Source organism: Flavihumibacter cheonanensis, assembly GCF_022352215.1.
Lineage (GTDB): Bacteria > Bacteroidota > Bacteroidia > Chitinophagales > Chitinophagaceae > Flavihumibacter > Flavihumibacter cheonanensis.
In genome coordinates this window covers 542,633-565,362 of the sequence record NZ_JAKRWF010000001.1, presented here as the reverse complement: position 1 = coordinate 565,362, position 22,730 = coordinate 542,633, and the positions used below count along the sequence as shown (strand labels likewise).

Here is a 22,730-nt window from a genome sequence, read left to right as displayed (position 1 = left end):
CTAACCCAACACTATGGCAACCGAATTTGAAGTACAAAAAAATATCAGAGCAGGAGGATATACAGCACTAGTAGTAGTGCTGCTATTGATTGTTCTGTTTTTTATAAGGTGGACGATTCCTGTACCACCTCCTCCCCCATTGGATGAAGGCATTGAAGTAAACCTCGGCAATAGCGATGAGGGATTGGGTGATGATCAGCCTATGTCTCCTGAAAGTCCGGCTCCTTCTACTCCCGTTACGTATACCCCTCCGCGAGCAAGTGCTGCAGCAGCAGAAGATACACGCGATGTGGAAACAGATGATAGCGACGAAGAAGCACCCGTGGTAAAAACTCCTGCGAAACCAAACCCCAATGCAACCAAAATCCCGGAGAAACAAGAAGCTGTAAAACCGACCAAAGCACCCGCTAAACCGGTGGAGAATCCAACTCCTGCACCTGCAAAACCCAAAGCAGTATTTAAAGGCGTAAATGGTACAGGCGCAGGTGGTAATGAAGCAGATTCCTATCAGAAAGGAGGCAACCAGGGAATTGCAGGTGGCACAGGCGACCAGGGCAAGCCTGGCGGCAATCCGAATTCCACCAATTATGAAGGAAATGGTGGAACAGGAAAATCCGGGGTATCCATCTCCAGGGGCTTGCAGGGCCGAAGAATAATCACCCAGCCAAGCTTTGAGGATGATTTCAACGAAAATGCAAAAGTGGCTGTAGATATTCGCATTGATGCTGCTGGCAAGGTAATTTCTGCTGTTTATCAGCCAAAGGGATCAACCACTTCCAATAATAATTTGAAATCCATTGCAATTCGGAAAGCTATGCAATTGAAGTTCAATAGTGGCAATGAAGAAGAACAAATAGGAACCATTGTCTTTAATTTCCGATTGAGGAATTAGAACTCCTAGTTTTGCATTGATGAACTACGCGGAAACCATTGACTTTCTGTACACCCGCCTGCCCATGTTCAGCAAACAGGGAGCAGGTGCGCTTAAAAAAGACCTTCATAATATCAAGGCTCTGGAACAGGCAAACGGCAATCCACATACGAAATTCAAAAGCATTCATATTGCCGGTACGAATGGGAAAGGCTCCACCAGTCATATGCTGGCAGCTATTTTGCAGAAAGCCGGTTATAAAACAGGTTTGTACACCTCCCCGCATCTGAAAGATTTCCGGGAGCGTATCCGCATCAATGGTCATATGATTCCGGAACAACGGGTGATAGAACTTACGGAAGATTACATCCCTCTCATGGATGCAATAGAACCTTCTTTCTTTGAAATTACCGTAGCCATGGCATTTCAGTGGTTCGCGGAAGAAAAGATAGACATCGCCGTGATAGAAACAGGCTTGGGAGGAAGACTGGACAGCACCAATATCATCCTCCCGGAATTATCCGTAATCACCAATATTGGATGGGATCACATGCATATTCTGGGCAGCGATCTGCCTACAATTGCTTCGGAAAAAGCAGGCATTATCAAACCGGGAATTCCAGTTGTAATTGGGGAAGTGCTTCCGGAAACCCGTCCGGTATTTGAGCAGGTGGCCCAAGCAAACCAAGCAAAAATTCATTTTGCAGAAGAGGATCAGGAATTGATAGAATGGAATTTTAGCAATCATCATCTACAGGTTACCGTTAGACACCGGAATGCGCTGGACGCTTTGCACCTGGAACTGGATTTGCCCGGTTATTATCAGTTAAAAAACATCCGCACCGTTTTACAGGCTGTTGAATTATTGAAGCAGCTGGACTGGAAAATTCCTGCAGATGTAGTTAGAGAGGCACTTCGCCATGTGAAAAAACTGACGGGACTGCATGGTCGTTGGGAATTGATTGATCAGTCGCCCGATCTCGTACTAGATGTTGCCCATAATGAAGATGGTATCCGGGCAATTCTGAAACAACTTGAACTTTGCAATTTTCATCACCTGCACCTGGTAATTGGTATGGTTAAGGACAAGGATGTTGCCAAAGTATTGTCTCTCTTGCCTCATACTGCCTCCTACTATTTTACCCAGGCCCAGATTCCCAGGGCTATGCCAGTTGAAGAACTAAGAATAAAGGCTGCCGGCTTTCAGCTTACCGGGAATGCCTACCCGAATGTGAACCTGGCTATTACGGCCGCAAAAGCAGCAGCGGATAAACGGGATCTGATCCTGGTATGTGGCAGTGTTTTTGTAATTGGTGAAGTCAACCGGTAAAAGCCAGTTTTCCAGATTTAAGCAAAGCAAAAAACAGGCAGCTTACATGTAATGCCTGGACCAGTTCCTGTTTCCTGACTTTTTCCAGGAACTCTTCCATTGGCATCTCCAGCACTTCGATTTCTTCATTGTGATCCAGTTGTTGTTCCTGTGTTTTTACTCCACCGGTTGCCAGGAATAACTCCGTGTAATTGGTGAGCACCCCGGGGTTGGCAGCCACTCTTCCAACCCATTCCACCTTATCAAAACGATAACCTGTTTCTTCCAGCAGTTCACGGTGCATGGCTGTGGCAAAATCTTCCCCAGGATCTACGAAACCTCCCGGGAATTCAAGCACCACATCATTAATTGGATGCCGGTATTGATTTACCAATAATACCTTGTTATCTGCCGTCATTGCCAGCGCTGTAGCAGAAGTTGGCATCTCCACCACAAAATAAGGATCAATGATCGTACCATCCTCCCGTTGGCAGCGATCGCGCCGGGCGGTAAAATAAATATGTTCACTGATATACTCAGATTCGAGTGTCTTCCATTTCATAGAACAAAGAAACACTAAATGAGTCAGTTGCGGTTGACTACCAGCCCATTCTTTCCCTAAGACTGGTAATATGTGCCACATGATGCCGGCCGTGCCAGCTATACATACCTAATAAATGCCAGCAAGTCATCACCTTACCATGTTCAGGGTGTATGACAGATCGATTCATCAGGGTTGCTTCATCTAATCCTTTTACCAGTTCATACCAGCGACTGTGAAGCGCATGGAGCAGCGTTAGTGATACATTCACCGGCAGGGCTTCCACATCCTGTAAGTTGGCCCAGGCTTCTTCATCATAGGGTTTAATAGTTGGCTGCTCTTCTGTCAGAGCCAGTTTAAACCGGATAAGTGCATTCATATGACTATCGGCCACATGATGCACCACCTGGTGAAGGGTCCATCCTCCTTCCCGGTACGGTGTATGTAATTGAGCTGCATCCAGATTCAGAACAGCATTTTCCAGTAGTTGCGGGAGATATTTAATATCGGTAATCCATTCCTGAAATTTTTTTTCAGAATAAGGCATTGGCTCGAAGTGACCGATCGGATAACGCATGATATGAAGTGTGAATTATGAAGTATGAATTATGAAATTGAAAGTATGAAGTGGGAATTATTTACGGATGAAAAGTTGGGTATAGTAGAAGCGGCCCGTTACATCTTTTGAAACACCGATACCTGTCAGGTTGTAGGGACCTTCAATATTTTTCCGGTGTTTCGGACTATTGATCCATCGCTTCACAACTTCTGCTGCACTCATGTTTCCGAAAGCCACATTTTCTGCAGATCCTACGATTCCTTCCAGGCGCTGGCTGATTCGTTTTACCCTAGCCCCATAACCACCATGGCCGAATGCTACCTGCTTTCGGGCCATCGCCTGGCTGTGTACACTCGCTTCTGTTGCGATTACCGAATTCGACTTCAAAGCAGACAATCCTTTTTTCTTCCGGTAATCATTGACTTCCTTAAGAATATCCTGCTCAAGAGAACCTGCTGAAATTGTTGTGGTTACGCCACCGCCTGTTTTTTCTGATTTAATACCAGGATTTGTTTTACAGGAGATAACACCCGCAATCAATAACAGGAAAACGATCCGGATAACTGATTTCACCATATTCACAGATTGCTTACAAGGCTAAAGATATTAATAATTATCCCGCCATGCAGCCTTCCAGTTCGGCCATCATGTTACTGCTGCCGGCAAAGAAAGGGGATCGCTGATGCAGGCTCTCCGGTTGCAATTCGAGGATTCTATTTTTACCATCTGTAACCTTGCCACCAGCCACTTCAAGGATAAATGCAAAGGGATTGCATTCATACATCAGCCGCAGCTTCCCGTCCGGCTTTTTGAGAGTGCCCGGATACATAAAGATCCCACCCTTAATGAGATTTCGGTGTACATCACTTACCATACTACCAATGTACCGCTGCGTATAGGGTCCACCGTTAGTTTCATTCTTTTGCTGGCAACGCGTGATATATTGTCTCACGCCCTCTTCATATTGAAAGAAATTACCGTGATTGACCGAGTATATCTGGCCATCAGCAGGACATTTCATATCTGGGTGGCTAAGGCAGAACTCGCCAATCGAAGGATCAAGCGTAAAGCCATTTACCCCTCGCCTGGTAGCATAAACCAGCATGGTACTGCTTCCGTAAATAATATATCCAGCTGCCACCTGGTGAATGCCTTTCTGTATGAAATCAGCCTGGGTACAGGGCTTACCAACTTCGCTGGTGCGACGAAAAACCGAAAATATGGTCCCGATAGAAACATTCACATCAATATTACTGCTTCCATCCAGCGGATCATAGAGAACCACATATTTGGATTGATTACTAACCTCATCATCAAAGACCACCACCTCATCCATTTCCTCACTTCCGATACCTGCACAGCTTATCCCATGGCGCAGTACACCCATCATCTGGTTATTGGCAAAAACATCGAGTTTTTTTACTTCTTCTCCCTGCACATTTACACTTCCGTTATTGCCGAGGATGTCTACGAGTCCGGCTTTGTTGACTTCCACATTGATCCGCTTGGCGGCTAAACCAATATCACGAAGGAGGTTACTAAGCTGGCCGGTGGCCTGGGGAAAATTGCGTAATTGCTGAATAGTGAATTCGTCCAGGGTAAGGACCTGTCTGTTTACAGTTAGCATGGTAGCAGTCGTTTGTCGTGCAACAAAAATAGAAGGATTTAACTGACCCAACGCTGTTATCTTTGGCAAAATTTCCAGTTTTCATGCAGGTATTTAAATTCGGGGGAGCCAGTGTCAGTACCACTGAACGAATCCGCGCCCTGGTTCCTATTTTTCATCAATTCCGGGATCAGCAACTTTTGGTAGTTATTTCTGCAATGGGAAAAACCACCAATGCCCTGGAAAAAGTAGCCCACGCATTTTATAATGGCAATCGAGAGGCCGCCCTTCAATTATTTCAGGAAATAAAGCAGCAACACCTGCAAACAGCCGGCGAGTTATTAATTAAAGGATATGGTCCATGTGAAGAACAGCTAACAAATTTTTATACTGAAGTGGAATGGCTGTTGCATGATCAGCCGGTGCAATCATTCGATTACTATTACGATCAGATTGTTTGTATTGGAGAATTGCTCTCTACGGCTATTGTCAGTGCATTTCTGAATGAAGCAGGAATTCCTAACCAATGGCTGGATGTCAGAGACGTACTCCGCACAGATGACAATTTCCGCGATGCAAATATCGACTGGGAATACAGTGCTCTTAAAGTCAATCAGGTGGTTAAGCCACTGTTCAGTAAAACCAGCATTGTACTTACGCAGGGGTTCATTGGCTCAACGGATGAAAACGAAAGCACCACCCTTGGTCGTGAAGGAAGTGACTACAGTGCTGCTGTATTCGCCAACCTGCTGGATGCCAGTGCACAAACCATTTGGAAAGATGTTGCAGGTGTAATGAATGCAGATCCCAAACGGTTCCAGGATGCAAAACTCATCTCCACGCTCAATTATACCGAAGTAATTGAAATGGCCTATTATGGAGCCCAGGTAATACACCCGAAAACCATCAAGCCGCTTCAGAATAAAAGCATCCCTTTACAGGTAAAGTGTTTTCTTGATACCAGTTTGCCTGGCACCCTCATTCACAACAAGCCGGTGAAAGATCTTCCACCCATCATTGTATGGAAAGAGAACCAGGTGCTCCTTCAATTTAAATCCAAAGATTTCTCCTTTGTAGGAGAACAACCCGTTGCGCAATTGTATCAAACATTTGCTCATTTATCGCTTCGGCCTAATATGACACAGAATGGGGCCATTAGTTTTACCTGCGTGCTGGATGATAACCCGGAAAAAATGGATGAACTGGCACATTCAGCAGCGGGCCAGTTTGAAGTTTCCTTAGAAAAAGGGTTGTCGCTGCTTACCATCCGTCACTTTGTACCAGAGCTTTTCGAAAAACTAAGCACCGGAAAAAAATTGGTACTGAAACAGGAAACTACAGAGACAGTGCAGGGGCTTTTCAGAAGTGAGAAGTCAGACGTGAGAAGTCAGACGTGAGAATGGAGGAATGGAAGATGGAGCAAAGGAAGAAGGGAGACAAAGGAAACGGGAGACAATCTTTTATTGTTTTTGAGCGGATGTCCCAAGTCGGTATGCAAAGAATACAGTTGTGATCAAAATCAGCAGCTGAACCAGTAGCAAAAAAATGGTTAGGGTATGGGATATTGGGTCTGGTTGCGGAACTGGAAAATGTTGCTGTCCAGATTCAGCTAACCGCGGATATACGGACCAGCAAGCTGATGCAACCTGTGAGAGTTTTTTTATCAGGAAACTTATTGATCCCATCAGGAAAATTCCGGAAGCAAGGAGTACCCAATAGCTTTATAGGGATGAAAATATCCGGATGCTTGTTTTGATGATAAATAAAAAAAACGTAGTGAATAACATCATGGGGGTCAGCAATACCCAACTCTGAATTATATAATAGGAATCATGCAAGTGGATATCTATCGAACCCGCTAAATGAAAAGCACCGAATAAGATCCTGGTTAGTAGAAAGGTCAATAAGATAGAAAGTATGACCCAAACCAATTCCGGTAATAGCTGCCGCACCCTTTTTGCCATCAAATGGACTATTCAAATTAGATTATCCCCAATCAAACTTCTAAATTCTTACTTCTAAGTTCTCACTTCATACTTCACACTTCCATTAGCTTCCTACCTGTACCCCCGGCAGCTTATTTTCAATTACGATGGTCTGCTTAAGTTTCATTGGAACCGATTTTCCTTCGCGGACCGCAGGTAACCAGTCGGGCATTTCTTCAAGTGCATCCAACAGGTGTTCATTGAGCAAATCATTGCCGCCGCGAATGATTCGGGGGTTTAAAACCTTGCCCTTTCCAGTTACGATGAATTCAACCAACACATAAGCGGTGTGCTGATCGTCGTTAAGATAGGGACCTAATTTTTTATTCAGATCCCTTAGGTATTGACGGAAGGCATCCGAACCACCGGGAAACTCTGGTAATTTATGAACAGTGGTGGGAATTTCTGACTCATCAAATTCGGTATGCCTGCGTTTCTTTTTTACCACCGGTGCGGGCAGCACCTTTTTTTCTGCAGATGGCAGCGCATTCTTTACGTCTTCATCCAACACATAACTGCCACGGTTATTAACCATGATCAATGGCAATTGCTTGTGTTTTTCGAAATAATAAAACACTTCCTTCAAACTGTTGGCGAGATGAGCATAATCTGCGAAGTCACGCACATATCTGCCCAGGTAATCTGCACTCTTTTTTACATTGAAGCGTACGGGGAATATATGAACCGGTATGAAGTCTTGCCCGGATGATTTGGCATAAGTAGCCAGCGCATACAACTCTTCGATTTGGGAATCAGTAATCGGGATACACCCTGTAGTAACACAACTGCCATGAATATAGATGTCTCCACCAGGCTGAATGGCATCACTCAGGTAACGATCCGACGCGTTGGGATAGTTTAAACCAAGAGATAAATGGTAAACACTGCGGGGATTAAATTCATTGATATAATAAAATCCTTCAGGCACCTGGTAATCACCCTCCATACGCTTGGGACCGAGCGTACCTGCCATTGCACAAACCTTGTAGGTTTTAAATAGCTGGAAAGGTTCTTTTTTATCGTTTTTTACCCATACTTCGAGCTGGCTGTCATATTTGAAGGAACGCAGGTAGATATATTTAGCTGGCCAGGATAGTCCCTTTTCCATAAACTGCCGGCGAAGACTGTCTTCTTTTTTGCGAAGGATATCATGGAGGCGGGGAAAATTTCGCTGGTAATCTGCAAAACTGGCATTGTAGGCAGTTTGGGAGAATCCAGCAAGTACCCAGCTAAGGATCAATAGGGTGATGCTGATTTTTTTCATAGTTGATCAGAACTGCACTAAAATAATACAAACAATTGATAAGAAAGCCATAAAATAATCCCCGGAAACGCTCTTCCGGGGATGTTTATTATAAATTCCCTCTTTTTTCCTGCTCACGTTCAATGGCTTCGAACAAAGCCTTGAAATTTCCCTTACCAAAACTTTTTGCCCCTTTTCGCTGAATGATCTCAAAAAACAGGGTAGGTCTATCTTCCACTGGCTTGGTAAATATCTGCAATAAATAACCTTCCTCATCCCGATCAACCAGGATACCCAACTCACGTAAAGGTGCCAGGTCTTCATCTATTTGTCCCACCCGATCCAGCAATTCATCGTAATAAGACAGGGGTACCTTCAAAAACTCCACCCCTCTTTGCCGCAATGCCGAAACCGTTTCAATAATATTATTGGTAGCCAGGGCCACATGCTGGCATCCTTCCCCATTGTAATAATCCAGGAATTCTTCCACCTGGCTTTTTTTCTTACCCTCTGCAGGTTCATTTATGGGGAATTTCACATATCCGTTTCCGTTAGACATCACCTTGCTCATCAAGGCGGAATATTCTGTTGAAATATCCTTGTCATCAAAACTCAGAATATTCCGGAAGCCCATTACATTTTCATAAAATCCAACCCATTTCTCCATCTGGTTCCAACCCACATTTCCAACGCAGTGGTCAACATACAACAACCCCGTTTCTGTGGGATTGTATTCCGATTTCCAGTCCCGGTAACCAGGAAGAAAAGGTCCTGCATAATTGGTGCGTTCAATAAAAAGATGAACCGTATCACCATAGGTTTTAATACCACTCATTATCAGTTCGCCGTATTCATCTGTAAAAAGCTGTGGTTCCATATAGGAGTCTGCTCCCCGCAAAGTCGTATCATTCCAGGCTTTTGTGGCATCATCAACCCGAAGCGCCAGCATTTTAACACCATCTCCGTGGCGATAAATATGATCCGCAATAGGATTATCGGGTCTCAATGGGGTAGTAAATACGAAAGTCAGTTTATGTTGCCGAACGGCATAACTCGCGCGGTCCTTTACGCCGGTTTCCGGTCCTGCATAGGCCAGGCTCTGGAACCCAAAGGCGGTCTTGTAAAAATGGGCGGCCTGTTTGGCATTCCCTACATAAAATTCAACATAATCCGTTCCCTGCAAGGGAAGAAAATCAGTTGCAGCATGCTGCTGAAGTTTGGCTAATACCTGGTTCATTTTGCGGGTAAGTATAAGAAATGAAGAATGGGGCCCGGAAACCCGGACCTGTTGAAAACTTAAACCAGTGAAGTTGAATCCATCGCCAATGACTCCATCAGCAGACAGTACTGCTGTCTGTGATCCGAAAAGAGTTTATGTGGATAATCCGGAGTCATGGTACAAATATAAGAATCCTGAACCTGCAGGCAGCGGAATCATTATTTTTGCGCCATGAAAAAAGTTGGAATACTTGGAGGCGGACAATTAGGTAGAATGTTGTTACAGGAAGCGGCCAATTACCCTGTCGAAACCTGGGTAATGGAAAACGATCCCACTTGCCCCGCAGCACATCTCTGCCATCATTTTGTAACCGGAAATATTCGCTCCTTTGATGATGTATACCAATTTGGCAAACAACTGGATGCAATTACCATCGAAATTGAATCCGTAAACGTCGATGCACTGGAACAGTTGGAAAAAGAGGGTGTAAAAGTGATTCCGAAGCCGTCTGCGTTGAGAACCATCAAGAATAAAATAATACAGAAAGAATTTTACCAGGCCAATGGAATCCCAACGGCTGCATTTGTAACGGTGCCCAATAAGGAAGCACTCAAATCCCATTTGGAATTTTTACCGGCTGCTCAAAAACTGGGCGAGGGTGGTTATGATGGAAAAGGTGTCCAATTGCTTCATTCATTTGAAGAATTTGAGCTGGCCTTTGATGCGCCCAGTGTACTTGAAAAGAAAGTAGCCATTGAAAAAGAAATTGCAGTGTTGGTAGCTATTAATAATAAGGGAGAGCAGGCCATCTACCCTCCTGTTGAAATGGTATTTGACCCCAATCTGAATTTGCTGGATTACCAGATTGCTCCGGCAGATTTGGAAGACAAAACGCTCTGGAGAGTGGAGGCTATTGCACTGAAACTGGTGAAAGCACTTGAATCTCCGGGTTTGTTTGCAATTGAACTCTTCATAGACAAAGACGGAGAAGTACTGGTAAATGAAGCCGCACCAAGGGTGCATAACAGCGGTCATCATACTATTGAAGCCCATTCCTCCTCCCAGTATGATATGTTATGGCGGATCCTGTTGGATTTTCCACTTGGGTCTACCACTGCCCTCCTGCCCTCTTCCCTGGTCAATCTGATTGGTGAACCCGGTTATTCAGGAGACGTAAACTATGAAGGTTTGGAGGAAGTATTGAATATGGAAGACGTATATGTTCACCTGTATGGTAAAAAACAAACGAAGCCCGGTAGAAAAATGGGGCATGTTACGGTGCTTGGAAAGGACAGGCATGACCTCGTAAGAAAAGCCCACCAGATCAAACGCATTTTAAAGGTGAAGAGTTAATCGTCATTTCTAATTTGTTTTTTCCAATCATCCTGATTAATTACCGTTCATACCAAGAAAGTAGGAATCTGTAGTGATTTGACGACTTCTGAAAAGCCAGCCAACATTAGGCAGGATTTATCTGTTAATTTTACCATTGACCCACATTAAATCAGGGAAACTTCATGCGATCAATATCCAGTGTGTTCACTTTTTTACTGCTCTCCGGCCTTATTGCAGGATTGAATTCCTGTAAATCAGATGACAAGAAAAAAATTGCTCCTCCAGCTGCAGGAACATCAGCACGGCCATCGCAAGTGATAAAAGTGGAGGCATTTATTCTCAAACCCGGATCCGTAAGTGAAAAACTGGAAGTACCGGGTACTCTGATGCCCTATGAAGCAACTGAATTAAGGCCGGAAGTTTCCGGAAGGGTAACTCAATTGAATATCCGGGAAGGTCAACAGGTTGGTAAAGGAACTTTGCTGGTTAAATTGTATGATGATGATCTCCAGGCACAATTAAAAAAACTGCAGGTGCAGTTAAATATTTACGAACAAACAGCCAGTCGCCAGGCTGAACTCCTAAAAATAGATGGTATCAGCAAGCAGGAATATGATTTGAGTGTACTGCAGGTAAACAATATCAAAGCGGATATGGAATTAATCCGAACCTCTATTGAAAAAACTGAAATTCGAGCCCCCTTCTCCGGTCGCCTTGGATTACGTAATGTGAGCCTTGGTGCCTATGTAACACCAGCTACGCTGATTACGAATATCCGACAGGAAAATGAATTGAAACTGGAGTTCACTGTGCCGGAAAAATACAGCAGCCGCATCAAAGCAGGCTCAATGGTAAGATTCAGTGTTGAAGGACTGGACAAAACGATACCGGCAAAAGTACTGGCAACTGAAGAAGCAGTCATGGAAGAAAGCAGAAGCCTGCGCATCCGTGCTGTAGTGCAGGGTAAAGCTCCCCAACTGATACCAGGTGCTTTCGCTAAAGTGCAACTTGATTTCGGAAAAGATAACAATGCGCTGATGATCCCAACCCAGGCTGTAATACCCCAGGCGAGATTCAAAAAAGTGATTGTTTACAGGGATGGTACTGCCGTATTTGAAACCGTTACAACCGGTGTAAGAGATAGCAGTTATGTCCAGATTATTGACGGATTGAAAGTGGGAGATACCATAGTAACAACCGGCCTGCTTTCCATTAAACCGGAAGCCAAAATTGCCATATCCAAACTTAATTAAGCAGCCATGAATATATCCGAACTGAGTTTGCGGAGGCCGGTTCTGGCCATCGTGATGAATGTGGTGATCATCGTTTTCGGATTGATCGGTTACAAATTTCTGGGGGTTCGGGATTACCCGGCAATTGATCCTCCTGTTGTTAACGTTCGAACCTCCTACCCCGGGGCCAACGCTGATATCATTGAATCACAGATAACAGAGCCCCTGGAAAAAGCCGTGAATGGAATTGCCGGTGTAAAAAATATTACTTCCAGCAGCAGCCAGGGCACATCGAATATTACCGTTGAGTTTGATTTGTCCATCGACCTGGAAGCCGCCGCCAATGATGTGCGGGATAAAGTTTCACAAGCTGTGCGCTCATTGCCAGATGATCTGGATGCCCCCCCGGTTGTATCCAAAGCAGATGCAAGCTCTGATGTGATTATCTCCATGACTGTTCAGAGTAATACACGCAACCAGTTACAGGTAACAGAATATGCCACTAATAACCTGTTGGAGCGACTGCAAACCATTCCTGGCGTAAGCGGCATCCAGATCTGGGGGGAGAAACGATATGCCATGCGGATTTGGTTCGATCCGGCTAAATTATCTGCCTATGGTTTAACGCCGGGTGATGTGCAAACAGCTTTAAGAACCCAAAACATTGAATTACCCTCCGGTAAAATATCCGGTAATGCTACTGAACTTTCCGTTCGAACCTTTGGCTTGCTTAATACTGAAGAAGAATTCAATAATATCATTGTAAAAAATGTGGGAGGCTCCGATATCAAACTAAAAGATATTGGTGAAGCTGTATTAGGGCCAGAGAATGAAGAAACCGTACTAAAAGAAAGTACTATTCCAATGATAGCCCTGGCCCTGGTACCACAGCCCGGTTCCAATTATGTAGCCATCAGTGATGAGTTCTACAAACGTTATGAACAGATTAAAAAGGATGTACCGGAGGATATTTCACTTGACATCGCACTGGATCAGACGAAATTTATCAAGCGCTCCATATTGGAAGTGGAAGAAACACTGATCATTGCATTTGTATTGGTGGTATTGATTATTTATTTCTTTTTCCGCGACTGGATCATAGCCATTCGTCCGCTTATTGATATCCCTGTGTCATTGATTGGAGCCTTTTTCATCATGTACCTGTTTGGGTTTACCATCAATGTACTGACCCTGCTGGCAATTGTACTGGCAACCGGCCTGGTGGTAGATGATGGGATTGTGGTTACAGAAAATATCTTCAAAAAAATGGAGAAGGGCATGGATAAATGGCAGGCTGCAAAGGAAGGCTCAAAAGAAATTTACTTTGCAGTAATTGCTACCTCCATTACACTCGCCGTGGTATTCCTGCCGATCGTTTTCCTGGAAGGATTTGTTGGAAGACTCTTCCGAGAATTTGGAATTGTAGTTGCTGGGGCAGTATTGATTTCGGCATTTGTTTCGCTAACCCTCACACCTGTACTAAACGTAAAGCTCACCCGAAAATCTCAAAAACCATCCTGGTTTTATCGGAAAACAGAACCTTTTTTCGTGGGAATGGAAAATCTGTATCGCCGCACCCTGACCGGTTTTATGCGGGTGCGCTGGATTGCCTTCCTGATCATCGGCATATGTTTTGCCGCCATATATTTTATTGGCACTAATATGCAGTCGGAACTTGCTCCTATGGAAGATCGCAGCCAGTTCAGGCTATCTATAACCGCACCCGAAGGAACCTCCTTTGACTATATGGATAGTTATATTGACCGGATCGGAAGATTCATGCTCGATTCTGTTCCTGAAAAGCGTGTAATGATCACCGTTACTGCTCCCGGTTTTTCAGGAACAGGTTCAGTAAATACCGGTTTTCTGCGGATGACCCTGGTGGATCCAGATGAGAGAGTTCGAAGTCAGCAACAGATTGTAGATATGGTAAACCGTAACCTGGGAAGGTTTAATGAAGGTCGCGCTTTCGCAATCCAGGAGCAGACTATTCAGGTGAACAGAAGAGGCGGCTTACCGGTTCAATTTGTAATTCAGAACGTAAACTTTGAAAAAATCCGGGAAGTACTTCCAAAATTCCTGGAAGAAGCCAACCGCAGCCCGGTATTCCAGGGAGTAGATGCCGATTTGAAATTCAACAAGCCTGAACTGCGCCTGAATATAGATCGTCTTAAAGCAAGTCAGCTTGGTATTTCAGTCGAAGATATTTCATCCACACTGCAATTGGCGCTCAGCAATCGTCGACTCGGCTATTTTACCAAAGACGGTAAACAATACCAGGTTATCGGACAGCTTGCCAGAAATGATCGGGATGAGCCAACTGATTTGAAAACAGTATATGTACGCAGTTCTACCGGTCAGGTAGTATCCCTGGATAATATTGTAAGTTTTGAAGAAGAGACTACCCCTCCTACAATCTATCACTTTAACCGATATAAATCAGCAACAGTTTCAGCCGGACTCGCACCTGGCAAAACCATCGGTGATGGGATAAAGGAAATGGAGCGTATCGCAGATGGGCTACTGGATGAGAGCTTCTCAACAGCTCTATCCGGATCATCCCGGGATTTCCAGGAAAGCTCCAGCAATACCAGTTTTGCATTCCTGCTGGCGTTGGGATTGATTTTTCTGATCCTTGCTGCGCAATTTGAAAGTTTTATTGATCCATTCATTATCATGTTTACCGTTCCGCTAGCGATTGCCGGGGCACTGATTGCCTTGTGGATCTTTGACCAAACCCTCAATATCTTTTCACAGATCGGGATGATCATGCTGATCGGACTGGTTACCAAAAATGGTATCCTTATCGTGGAATTTGCCAACCACAAACGCATGGAAGGAATGGCAAAAGCTCCGGCAGTGATTGATGCGGCAGTAAGCAGGCTGCGCCCCATTCTGATGACCAGTCTGGCTATGGCACTGGGAGCTTTACCCCTGGCACTTTCCCTGGGAGCTGCTTCCACCAGCCGTATTCCATTAGGTATTGTAATCACCGGAGGGATCATGTTTTCACTGATCCTGACTCTTTATGTGATTCCAGCCATGTATTCCTATTTATCTTCCAAGAAAAAAATGCATAGTGAACTCGATGAGGTTGTTACCGTTCCGGTATCTGCCTGATCAATCGAACAGTTTTATGACACGCAGCTTACTTTTAATACTACTTGCTATTCTTTCCCTGAACCAAAGCATGGCACAGCAGGTGCTGACAGTGGATGCAGCCGTAGACCTCGCACTCCGGAATAATTATGATATCCGGTTGGCAAAAAACGACTCCAGTTCCTTTGCATTGGACAACGATTATGCATGGGCCGCCTTTCTCCCTAGATTCAATGGTACAGCTACCAAAGTCTGGAATACCAATGCCCAAAAACAGGAATTGGCCAATGGTTCAAAGAGAGATACTTCGGGATTGCGTTCTAGTACCCTGCAGGCATCCCTTAACATGAACCTTACGTTATTCGATGGATTCAAGATGTTCGCAACACGGGAACGAGTAGCCGAAATTGAAAAACTGGGCATCCTCTCATTGCGTAACCAGGTGGTGAATACAACGGCAGCGGTGATCAGCAATTACTATAATATTGTTCGCCAAAAGCAACAATTGAAAGCCATTCTAGAACAAAAGAGTATCAGCGAGGAAAGAGTGAAGCTGGCTGATAAAAAATTGAGTGTTGGACTTGGAGCAAAACCAGAATTATTGCAGGCCAAAGTAGATCTGAATGCATTTACCGCCTCGCAATACCAGCAAAACACCTTAATAGAACAATTAAAAGAACAGCTTAACCAATTGATTGGGTTCGATAAGAACGCTGTGTACGAGGTAGTGGATTCCATCCCTATTAGGCAGGATCTTACGCTCGATGAAATCCGGACCGATCTGGAAAATCAAAGTCCGCAATTACTTCTGGCCCGCAAAAACATCGATATTGCCAAACTGGTATATAAAGAAAGGGTTGGAGACAGATATCCTGTTGTCAGTTTCAATTCGGCTTATAACCTGAACCGATTGACCAACCAGGCTGTTATCAATAACTTTACACCGCTCTTCAACCGAAACCTGGGCTTTAATTACGGACTTAGTGTAACCTTACCAATACTGAATGGCTTGAATGCCAAACGGCTGCAACAACAAGCCAGGATCGGTATCATGCAGCAGGAATTGTTACTGGATAATACCCGTACGCTGCTGGACGTGCAGATCAACAATGCGTTTCGCGATTATGAGTTGCAAAAGAAGAACCTGGCCCTGGAAGAGGATAACATACTACTGGCCAAGGAAAATGTATTCATCGCATTGGAACGATTCAAACAGGGAGTTAGCACCTACCTTGAATTAAGAGAAGCACAAATCAGCCTGGCAGATGGTTATAACCGGCTGATCGCAGCCCGATTCAATGCCAAACTGGCTGAAATTGAATTAATGCGCTTAAAAGGTGTGACTGAATACTAGAAATTCCGGTTCTTTGCGCAAACAAAAACCCGCCATTCTATATGTCAACTTCCACCAATCCACAGGTAGGCATCATTATGGGATCCGATTCTGATCTTCCCATTATGCAGGCTGCAGCAGATATTTTAACTGAATTTGGAATTGCCTATGAACTGACCGTGGTTTCTGCTCACAGGACCCCGCTCAGAATGGTTAGTTATGCGCAAACCGCAAGAGAAAGAGGACTGAAGATTATTATAGCAGGAGCAGGTGGCGCAGCGCATCTTCCTGGAATGGTAGCTTCCATCACCTCCCTTCCGGTAATAGGTGTTCCGATCAAATCATCTAATTCCATCGATGGATGGGATTCCGTTTTATCTATACTTCAAATGCCAAATGGTATACCGGTAGCAACGGTCGCCCTTAATGCAGCTAAAAACGCAGGTATTCTCGCCGCTACCATGATCGGTGCCTTTGACAGCTCTATTGGTGATAAAGTAACTGCCTACAAGCAACAACTCGAATCAGAAGTATTGGCAAAAGTGGAAAAACTAAAGCAAAACGGAAACCCCAACAAGTATGATTTATGAAGTAAGAAGTGAGAATTATGAAGTATGAATTGAGAATCAGGATTACGTGTTAGGTTCTAATTCATACTTCACAATTCATACTTCACAATTCTAAATGCCTGTTCCAATGGCGGGCTTTCAGAATAGATTTTATCAATAAATGCCGGCCCATGCTGCGCATAGTAAGGCAGAAAATTCTCTACTCTTTCCTGTAATGCATTATTGGGAAAAAGGATGTTTCGAATAGCTTGTAACTGGCGCGACTGATCACTGAATTTTCTTTTTTCAGCACGAAGCATTTTTTTCTCCAGTTCCTTTAACCGATGCAGCATTTGTTTTTCCAATGCCTGCACATGGGGCACCAACGTGGTATCTATTTTTCCGGCAAGGTTTTGAAGATGCTGATAAAAGGCTTGCGAATCACGCAACTCTGAACTTAAATGCACCTGTACAGAACTATCACGTTTCACCAGTTGATTCATCAATTCATCCGTTGGCTGAAAAAAATCAGGAAGGGTAAAGCCCATGCGATCAATTTTGGCCGCCAGGTTTTCCGGTACCAGTAAAAATGAATTACGCAACACCTGAACAGGATAGGGAACTTTGTAATGCTGAAACAACTCTTTCAATTCAAGCCAATAAGCCAATTCTCCCCCACCCCCTATAAAAGCGATATTGGGTAGAATCGTTTCCTGGTACAAACCACGAAGGATTACATTCGGACTGAACCGTTCAGGAAATTGCTCCAACTCGTTTTTCATTTCCGCCACTGTAAACTCAATTCCGGTATCTACTACCGCAAACCCATTCTCCGTTCTTTCAATCCGGTTTCGGATATCATCTTTCAAATAAAATAAATTAATGGAACGAGGATTGGCCTGTACTTTATAGGAAGTTGTTAAGCGACTAACCGTATCCGTTACTATGGCAGATGCCGTTTGATTAAAGAGATCATCTTCAAATACCGGCTGCATGATTCTTTTTAAATCCGGTTGATCAGCGATCAGCACCACCAATCCATATTGCCTGAATAATTCATGCACCAGGTGGAAGGTGGCGGTTTGTATATCCTTTGAACCAAGATAAGCTGTTCGTAGCAGTTCCATTAATTGCGGACCATAAGGAAGAACAGAAAGTTGCCCCTCTATTCGTTGAAGTAAAGGTTCAAGCCCTTTTGTTTGCATACGTCCAACAGCTCCCTTCTGATTTGTATTCCAAACAAGCTTCTCCCCGCCCAGATTGATTTTTCCCAGTTCATCCAGGTCTGCATCCTCACTGCCCATATAAAAAACCGGTACAAAAGAGGACGTTGGATAACGATCCCTCAAACTTTCAGCAAGCCTGATCGCATGCAGAATTTTATATATGAAATATAAATATCCCGTAAAAATATTGGGCTGATGCGCCGCACAAATTGTATAGGTAGTGGGCTGTGCCAATAATTGGATTGCCGAATCAACTGCTGCATCACCATTTAGTCCGGCCGATTTGTATTGCTGTTCCAATGCTTCCACCAGTACCTTCCGGTTCACAGGAGCCAGGGCACGTGCTTTCATTGCTGCATCCACACCCTCCCAGCTAACAGGATGCTGATAAAATGGACGAAGTTTTTCATCTCCACTTACATAATCCAGTACGATATCGTTATAAAATCCGGTGGCTGCATACGGCAGACTACTAACAGAAGACTGACTGGTTGTATGGGTCATGTTATTATAATCAGGTGTAAAAGAAGCACGAAGTTCCACGCAGATAGAACAAGTTGCTGACAATAAAGTTATAAATCCTTGTTAGGATTCGATGAACCGAACCTAGTTAAATCGTTCGGGATCAAATGGCCTCAAATCCATAGAGGGTTTCTCTTCATTCGCCAGTTCACTGATTAACTGTCCCGTACCTGCTCCCAGGCTCATGCCAACCATGGCATGCCCTGTGGCAAATAAGAGGTTTTTATAACTGGAACTTCTCCCTATATAAGGTAGGCCATCTGCCGAACAGGGGCGGAAACCATACCACACATTTGCCTCTTCGGCCCTTGGTAATTGAAAATCGGGGAAGTAACGCTGAACGGCATTTAATATACCTTCTACCCTGCTTAACCGGGGTGGTTTATTCAGAGATGTTATTTCCATAGTGCCACCAAAACGGATTTTATTTCCATCCATGGGAGTTAACGCTACCCTGCCCTCCATCAATACGGCAGGATGATTGAGTTTATTGGGTGAATCTTCCAGTGTAACAGAGTAACCTCTTCCACCAACCATGGGAAGGCGGGTATTCAGTTGCGCCGCCAATTCACGACTCCAACTTCCAGCTGCCAGTATTATTTTATCTGATTCGTATACCCCTTTGGTAGTTCGAACATGCGTAATTGTTCCTGCTTTTTTATCAAATCCAGTTACTTCTTCATTCGAACGAAACACCACGCCATTTGCAAACAGGTATTGGCGCAAGCTGATCATAACTTTGTTAGGGTACAAATGAGCATCACATTTGAACCAGAGTGCTCCTTTTATATTGAGCCGGGTTTGTGGTTCCAGAGCCTGTACCTGCTCATAACTGAGCAGCTCTGCTTCCAATCCCAGTTTCAGGGCATCCTCGCAAAAATGATGCGCGTGTTCCTCTTTTTCAGGAGTCTGGAAATATTCCATCAACCCCTTGTGCTCATAGGCCATTTCAATCCCCGGAATTGACTGCCAGGAAAGATACGCCTGCTGGCTTAGCAGCCCGATATCCCGAAGGGGAATGGCCGCCGCTTTCACTTTCTCCGGAGTGGCAGATTTCATGAACAGCAGGCCCCAGTCGATCAGTGATTTACTAAGCCGGGGCTGAACATAAAACGGACTTTTGCTATTCCACATCCATTTGAACCCCTGTTTGATGATACCCGGAGTTGCCAGGGGTACAAAATGCGATGGACATACATATCCTGCATTGCCATAGCTACAATTATCGCTCAGGTCGTTCCGGTCAATTACTGTAACCTCCCAACCGGAACGACGCAAGTACAGCGCTGAACTTAGTCCCACTATACCCCCTCCAATGATGATTGCTTTCATAGTTTGACAAAATGCAACGAATGTACAGAATTGCCTAAATTAGTAGAAACGATTCCTGCACATGGAAACTTACGGAAGGATATTGCTGATTGCTATGCCGGTCTTTTTACTGCTTGTTCTTTTTGAAAAATGGTACGGATGGAGAAAGGGTAAAGAAACCGTACGTACGATGGACATGATCTCGAGCCTTAGTTCAGGCATCACTAATGTTACCAAAGATGTATTGGGTTTAAGTATTGCAATTATCAGTTATGGATGGCTGGCAGATCATCTTGCGATTGTCAAGGTTCCGGATGGATGGCCTACCTATGTTATTGCTTTTATAGCACTCGACTTTGCCGGCTACTGGACACACCGCATCGCACATGAGTATAATTTTTTCTGGAACAATCATATCATTCACCATAGTAGTGAAGACTTTAACCTGGCCTGCGCTCTACGGCAAAGTATATCCTCCATTGTGAAATTGTTCACCATATTTCTCTTACCGGCTGCTTTTTTCGGTGTACCGGAACAAGTGGTGGCAGTAGTTGCTCCACTTCATTTATTCGCGCAATTCTGGTATCATACCCAGCATATCAACAAAATGGGATGGCTGGAAAAAATCATTGTAACACCTTCCCACCATCGGGTGCATCATGCATTGAATCCCGAATACCTGGATAAGAATTATGGACAGATTTTCATTTTTTGGGATAAACTGTTTGGCACCTACCAGGAAGAACTGGATTCGGTTCCTGCAGTATATGGCATCACCCGACCGGTGAGAACCTGGAATCCCATCAAGATTAATTTCATGCATTTATGGCTGCTGATCCAGGATGCCTGGAGAGCTCAAAGCTGGAAAGATAAATTCCGGATTTGGCTGATGCCAACAGGCTGGCGACCAAAAGATGTGGAAGAAAAATACCCGGTTTTTAAAATTGAAGACCCTTATCATTTTGAAAAATATGAACCGGTTGTTCCTGCCACTTTACGATCGTGGAGCTGGTTTCAGATTCTGATTTGCCTCTTGCTGATCAGTTATCTTTTCGGTTATATAGCACAGATAGGTTCACCTGGAATATTTCTCTACGGTCTGTTTATTTTCCTGATGGTTTACGCCTATACCGAACTCATGGACAACCATAGAGATGCGCTTTACTGGGAAGTTGCGAAAAACCTGCTGGGCTTATCCATCCTTTATTACCAGCGAGACTGGTTTGGATTGAGTTCACTTGGAACTTTCCTGCCGGTTTTACTGGCAAGTTATTTTATCGGCTCAACCCTGGTAGTATATTATTTTGTGAAGCAGCAATCACGGCCTTCTCTTACTCCATAGGAGGGCGGTATTGTGAATCGGGGTTATCCAGAACGATTACCCAATCCTGACCGACACCGAGGGTGGGAGGCTTGATTTCAAGCACATCTTTGCGATAGGTAGATATACCTCGCACAACATGCCCGATCCTTGGATCCACAAACCAGATCTTGACATCCGAACTTTTCATGAAACGGGTATCCACTTTGATTGTCTTACCGACCGGCATATAGATCATGGCGAAATCATTGTCCTTGCCACGAAATGCGGTGATGAATTCGGAATTCTTCTGGCTTTGTCCTTCTACAATCATCTTAGGGTCATATACCCTTCCAAGGTATGGACGTGATTCAACGATCTTGCGCAGATAACCTACCTGGTAGGCACCTGGGCGATCCATTCCGGCCGTCCAGCTCCAGTCTGCATACGTGATAGGCTCTTCGCGTTCGCTGTAAAACTGCCATACACCATGATGGCCGTAGGTAACTCCGCATCCGCCAGCAAATACCGACCGATAGGATTGCTTACGTACATCATATTCCGTGAAATACCCCTTTTTTTCATCCCATTTTGGCCAGGGATCCACCGGGTGATCTTCATAATTCGGTTCTGCATCCAGGGTGGGTTTTGGCGAAGGGAGATTAAAATCGCGCTCAATCCATTTCCACACAGGCACATCATGGCCGCTGCCGTGACCGCTTTGCATGGTATTCATGTTCAGCCAGGTTTCTTTGTGCAGGTATTTGGAAGTGGATTCTCCACCCGAAATATGATAGGTAATAAACGCTTTGTAGTCAGTAGCTTCCTGTATTCCCCGGGCCATTGCTCTCCAGATGGGTCTGAAGTCATTGGAATCCTTTACAGGAAGGCGATCGCCTCCCAACATCCAGATAATGTTTTCATCATTTCTGTACCGGTTTCCCAGCCATTTACCATAGAGATAGGCATTTCGCTCGTTGAAGATAACCGGGCCTTTTCCCCATTCTTTGGATACCTTATCACCCCAGGTTGGCAGAAGCGCAACAAACATATCTATTTCAGCTGCCATACGGATGGTGGTATCAATCAGCTGAAAATATTTTGGGTTAGGCTTAAGCGGATCGTTCTGAAAAAGCGGCAAGGCAGAATAGCGATTTACCTTTGTAAGTCCATCTTGTTCAGCCAGAACAACGGCCTGGATCACATTAAATCCTTTTTTGTGGCGATCATTCAGGTATTGTACGATCTCTTCAAAACTGAGTCGGTGAAACAACTCCCATCCGGTATCGGCCAGCCAGAAAAACGGGCGACCGTTAGTAGTTTCAAGATAATGTGCGTCTGCACTCACTCTCAATCTGCCGTGCTTCCATTGATGCTGGGAGAAGCCGGAAATTGAAAACAGCACTGCCAATAAAAGCAGGATCGGGTATTGGATTTTATTCATCAACCGGAGTTTATCGCGGTAAAATACATATAGAACGATAGAATTAC

18 protein-coding genes are annotated in these 22,730 nt (G+C 44.4%); 9 read left to right on the top strand and 9 right to left on the bottom strand.

The annotated features are described in order from the left end of the window. Positions 1 to 13 precede the first annotated feature (13 nt). Positions 14 to 892, top strand: a complete 879-nt coding sequence (locus MD536_RS02485) for a hypothetical protein (protein WP_239595437.1) — start codon at positions 14 to 16, stop codon at positions 890 to 892. 19 nt (positions 893 to 911) lie between these two features. Beyond that, the gene (locus tag MD536_RS02480; RefSeq protein ID WP_239595434.1) at positions 912 to 2,201 is read left to right on the top strand and encodes a bifunctional folylpolyglutamate synthase/dihydrofolate synthase; all 1,290 of its coding nucleotides are present in this window, start codon (positions 912 to 914) and stop codon (positions 2,199 to 2,201) included. On the opposite strand, the gene MD536_RS02475 is transcribed toward MD536_RS02480, so the two are convergent. The 4 genes from MD536_RS02475 to fbp are packed head-to-tail and all read right to left on the bottom strand — an operon-like array spanning position 2,191 to position 4,976. Then, positions 2,191 to 2,742 (bottom strand): NUDIX hydrolase, encoded by a 552-nt coding sequence (locus tag MD536_RS02475; protein WP_239595431.1) that lies wholly within the window; start codon positions 2,740 to 2,742, stop codon positions 2,191 to 2,193. The two genes, MD536_RS02480 and MD536_RS02475, sit on opposite strands and share 11 nt — an antisense overlap. A gap of 37 nt (positions 2,743 to 2,779) precedes the next feature. Continuing rightward, a complete protein-coding gene (locus tag MD536_RS02470) occupies positions 2,780 to 3,298 on the bottom strand; it encodes a YfiT family bacillithiol transferase (protein ID WP_239595429.1) in 519 nt (172 codons plus the stop codon). A gap of 57 nt (positions 3,299 to 3,355) precedes the next feature. Then, positions 3,356 to 3,856, bottom strand: a complete 501-nt coding sequence (locus tag MD536_RS02465; protein ID WP_239595426.1) for a CAP domain-containing protein — start codon at positions 3,854 to 3,856, stop codon at positions 3,356 to 3,358. Positions 3,857 to 3,893: 37 nt separating this feature from the next. Continuing rightward, entirely contained in the window at positions 3,894 to 4,976 is a 1,083-nt protein-coding gene (gene fbp / locus MD536_RS02460) for a class 1 fructose-bisphosphatase (RefSeq protein WP_239595424.1), read from the bottom strand. A 14-nt stretch (positions 4,977 to 4,990) separates the two neighbouring features. On the opposite strand from fbp, the gene MD536_RS02455 reads away from it, so the two are divergent. Then, positions 4,991 to 6,283 (top strand): aspartate kinase, encoded by a 1,293-nt coding sequence (locus MD536_RS02455; RefSeq protein ID WP_239595420.1) that lies wholly within the window; start codon positions 4,991 to 4,993, stop codon positions 6,281 to 6,283. 652 nt (positions 6,284 to 6,935) lie between these two features. Here the strand turns inward: MD536_RS02455 and MD536_RS02450 are convergent. Together MD536_RS02450 and hppD are read right to left on the bottom strand one after the other, a co-directional pair. Further along, positions 6,936 to 8,135 carry a L,D-transpeptidase family protein gene (locus tag MD536_RS02450; RefSeq protein WP_239595418.1) on the bottom strand — a complete coding sequence of 400 codons (1,200 nt, stop codon included), beginning with the start codon at positions 8,133 to 8,135 and terminating at the stop codon, positions 6,936 to 6,938. An 88-nt stretch (positions 8,136 to 8,223) separates the two neighbouring features. Then, positions 8,224 to 9,351 (bottom strand): 4-hydroxyphenylpyruvate dioxygenase, encoded by a 1,128-nt coding sequence (gene hppD / locus MD536_RS02445; protein WP_239595414.1) that lies wholly within the window; start codon positions 9,349 to 9,351, stop codon positions 8,224 to 8,226. A gap of 213 nt (positions 9,352 to 9,564) precedes the next feature. Between hppD and MD536_RS02440 the strand changes: the two genes are divergently transcribed. The 5 genes from MD536_RS02440 to purE all read left to right on the top strand — a co-directional run bounded on the left by MD536_RS02440 (position 9,565) and on the right by purE (position 16,922). After that, entirely contained in the window at positions 9,565 to 10,686 is a 1,122-nt protein-coding gene (locus MD536_RS02440) for a 5-(carboxyamino)imidazole ribonucleotide synthase (RefSeq protein ID WP_239595412.1), read from the top strand. A gap of 164 nt (positions 10,687 to 10,850) precedes the next feature. Beyond that, positions 10,851 to 11,921, top strand: coding sequence for an efflux RND transporter periplasmic adaptor subunit (locus MD536_RS02435; RefSeq protein WP_239595405.1), 1,071 nt, complete (start codon positions 10,851 to 10,853; stop codon positions 11,919 to 11,921). Positions 11,922 to 11,927: 6 nt separating this feature from the next. Beyond that, on the top strand, positions 11,928 to 15,020 hold the full coding sequence (locus MD536_RS02430; RefSeq protein WP_239595404.1) for an efflux RND transporter permease subunit: 3,093 nt from the start codon (positions 11,928 to 11,930) through the stop codon (positions 15,018 to 15,020). A gap of 16 nt (positions 15,021 to 15,036) precedes the next feature. Beyond that, positions 15,037 to 16,353 (top strand): TolC family protein, encoded by a 1,317-nt coding sequence (locus MD536_RS02425; RefSeq protein ID WP_239595403.1) that lies wholly within the window; start codon positions 15,037 to 15,039, stop codon positions 16,351 to 16,353. 41 nt (positions 16,354 to 16,394) lie between these two features. Continuing rightward, on the top strand, positions 16,395 to 16,922 hold the full coding sequence (gene purE, locus MD536_RS02420) for a 5-(carboxyamino)imidazole ribonucleotide mutase (protein ID WP_239595399.1): 528 nt from the start codon (positions 16,395 to 16,397) through the stop codon (positions 16,920 to 16,922). Positions 16,923 to 16,990: 68 nt separating this feature from the next. On the opposite strand, the gene bshC is transcribed toward purE, so the two are convergent. Beyond that, a complete protein-coding gene (gene bshC, locus MD536_RS02415) occupies positions 16,991 to 18,649 on the bottom strand; it encodes a bacillithiol biosynthesis cysteine-adding enzyme BshC (RefSeq protein ID WP_239595392.1) in 1,659 nt (552 codons plus the stop codon). Positions 18,650 to 18,712: 63 nt separating this feature from the next. Next, the gene (locus tag MD536_RS02410; protein ID WP_239595390.1) at positions 18,713 to 19,960 is read right to left on the bottom strand and encodes an NAD(P)/FAD-dependent oxidoreductase; all 1,248 of its coding nucleotides are present in this window, start codon (positions 19,958 to 19,960) and stop codon (positions 18,713 to 18,715) included. A gap of 61 nt (positions 19,961 to 20,021) precedes the next feature. On the opposite strand from MD536_RS02410, the gene MD536_RS02405 reads away from it, so the two are divergent. Next, positions 20,022 to 21,281: a sterol desaturase family protein gene (locus MD536_RS02405; RefSeq protein WP_239595387.1), complete on the top strand. Its 1,260-nt coding sequence runs from the start codon at positions 20,022 to 20,024 to the stop codon at positions 21,279 to 21,281. Here MD536_RS02405 and MD536_RS02400 read toward each other — a convergent pair. Continuing rightward, positions 21,271 to 22,683: a glycoside hydrolase family 140 protein gene (locus MD536_RS02400; RefSeq protein ID WP_239595384.1), complete on the bottom strand. Its 1,413-nt coding sequence runs from the start codon at positions 22,681 to 22,683 to the stop codon at positions 21,271 to 21,273. The two genes, MD536_RS02405 and MD536_RS02400, sit on opposite strands and share 11 nt — an antisense overlap. Between the last annotated feature and the right edge of the window lie 47 nt (positions 22,684 to 22,730).

Bases quoted from the DNA above. Each gene is read 5' to 3' on its own strand.
- MD536_RS02400 (WP_239595384.1), bottom strand. From the start codon at position 22,683: ATGAATAAAATCCAATACCCGATCCTGCTTTTATTGGCAGTGCTGTTT.
- MD536_RS02405 (WP_239595387.1), top strand. From the start codon at position 20,022: ATGGAAACTTACGGAAGGATATTGCTGATTGCTATGCCGGTCTTTTTA.
- MD536_RS02450 (WP_239595418.1), bottom strand. From the start codon at position 8,135: ATGAAAAAAATCAGCATCACCCTATTGATCCTTAGCTGGGTACTTGCT.
- MD536_RS02470 (WP_239595429.1), bottom strand. From the start codon at position 3,298: ATGCGTTATCCGATCGGTCACTTCGAGCCAATGCCTTATTCTGAAAAA.
- MD536_RS02410 (WP_239595390.1), bottom strand. From the start codon at position 19,960: ATGAAAGCAATCATCATTGGAGGGGGTATAGTGGGACTAAGTTCAGCG.
- MD536_RS02430 (WP_239595404.1), top strand. From the start codon at position 11,928: ATGAATATATCCGAACTGAGTTTGCGGAGGCCGGTTCTGGCCATCGTG.
- MD536_RS02425 (WP_239595403.1), top strand. From the start codon at position 15,037: ATGACACGCAGCTTACTTTTAATACTACTTGCTATTCTTTCCCTGAAC.
- MD536_RS02455 (WP_239595420.1), top strand. From the start codon at position 4,991: ATGCAGGTATTTAAATTCGGGGGAGCCAGTGTCAGTACCACTGAACGA.
- MD536_RS02465 (WP_239595426.1), bottom strand. From the start codon at position 3,856: ATGGTGAAATCAGTTATCCGGATCGTTTTCCTGTTATTGATTGCGGGT.
- MD536_RS02485 (WP_239595437.1), top strand. From the start codon at position 14: ATGGCAACCGAATTTGAAGTACAAAAAAATATCAGAGCAGGAGGATAT.
- MD536_RS02480 (WP_239595434.1), top strand. From the start codon at position 912: ATGAACTACGCGGAAACCATTGACTTTCTGTACACCCGCCTGCCCATG.
- MD536_RS02435 (WP_239595405.1), top strand. From the start codon at position 10,851: ATGCGATCAATATCCAGTGTGTTCACTTTTTTACTGCTCTCCGGCCTT.
- MD536_RS02440 (WP_239595412.1), top strand. From the start codon at position 9,565: ATGAAAAAAGTTGGAATACTTGGAGGCGGACAATTAGGTAGAATGTTG.
- MD536_RS02475 (WP_239595431.1), bottom strand. From the start codon at position 2,742: ATGAAATGGAAGACACTCGAATCTGAGTATATCAGTGAACATATTTAT.
- hppD (WP_239595414.1), bottom strand. From the start codon at position 9,351: ATGAACCAGGTATTAGCCAAACTTCAGCAGCATGCTGCAACTGATTTT.
- purE (WP_239595399.1), top strand. From the start codon at position 16,395: ATGTCAACTTCCACCAATCCACAGGTAGGCATCATTATGGGATCCGAT.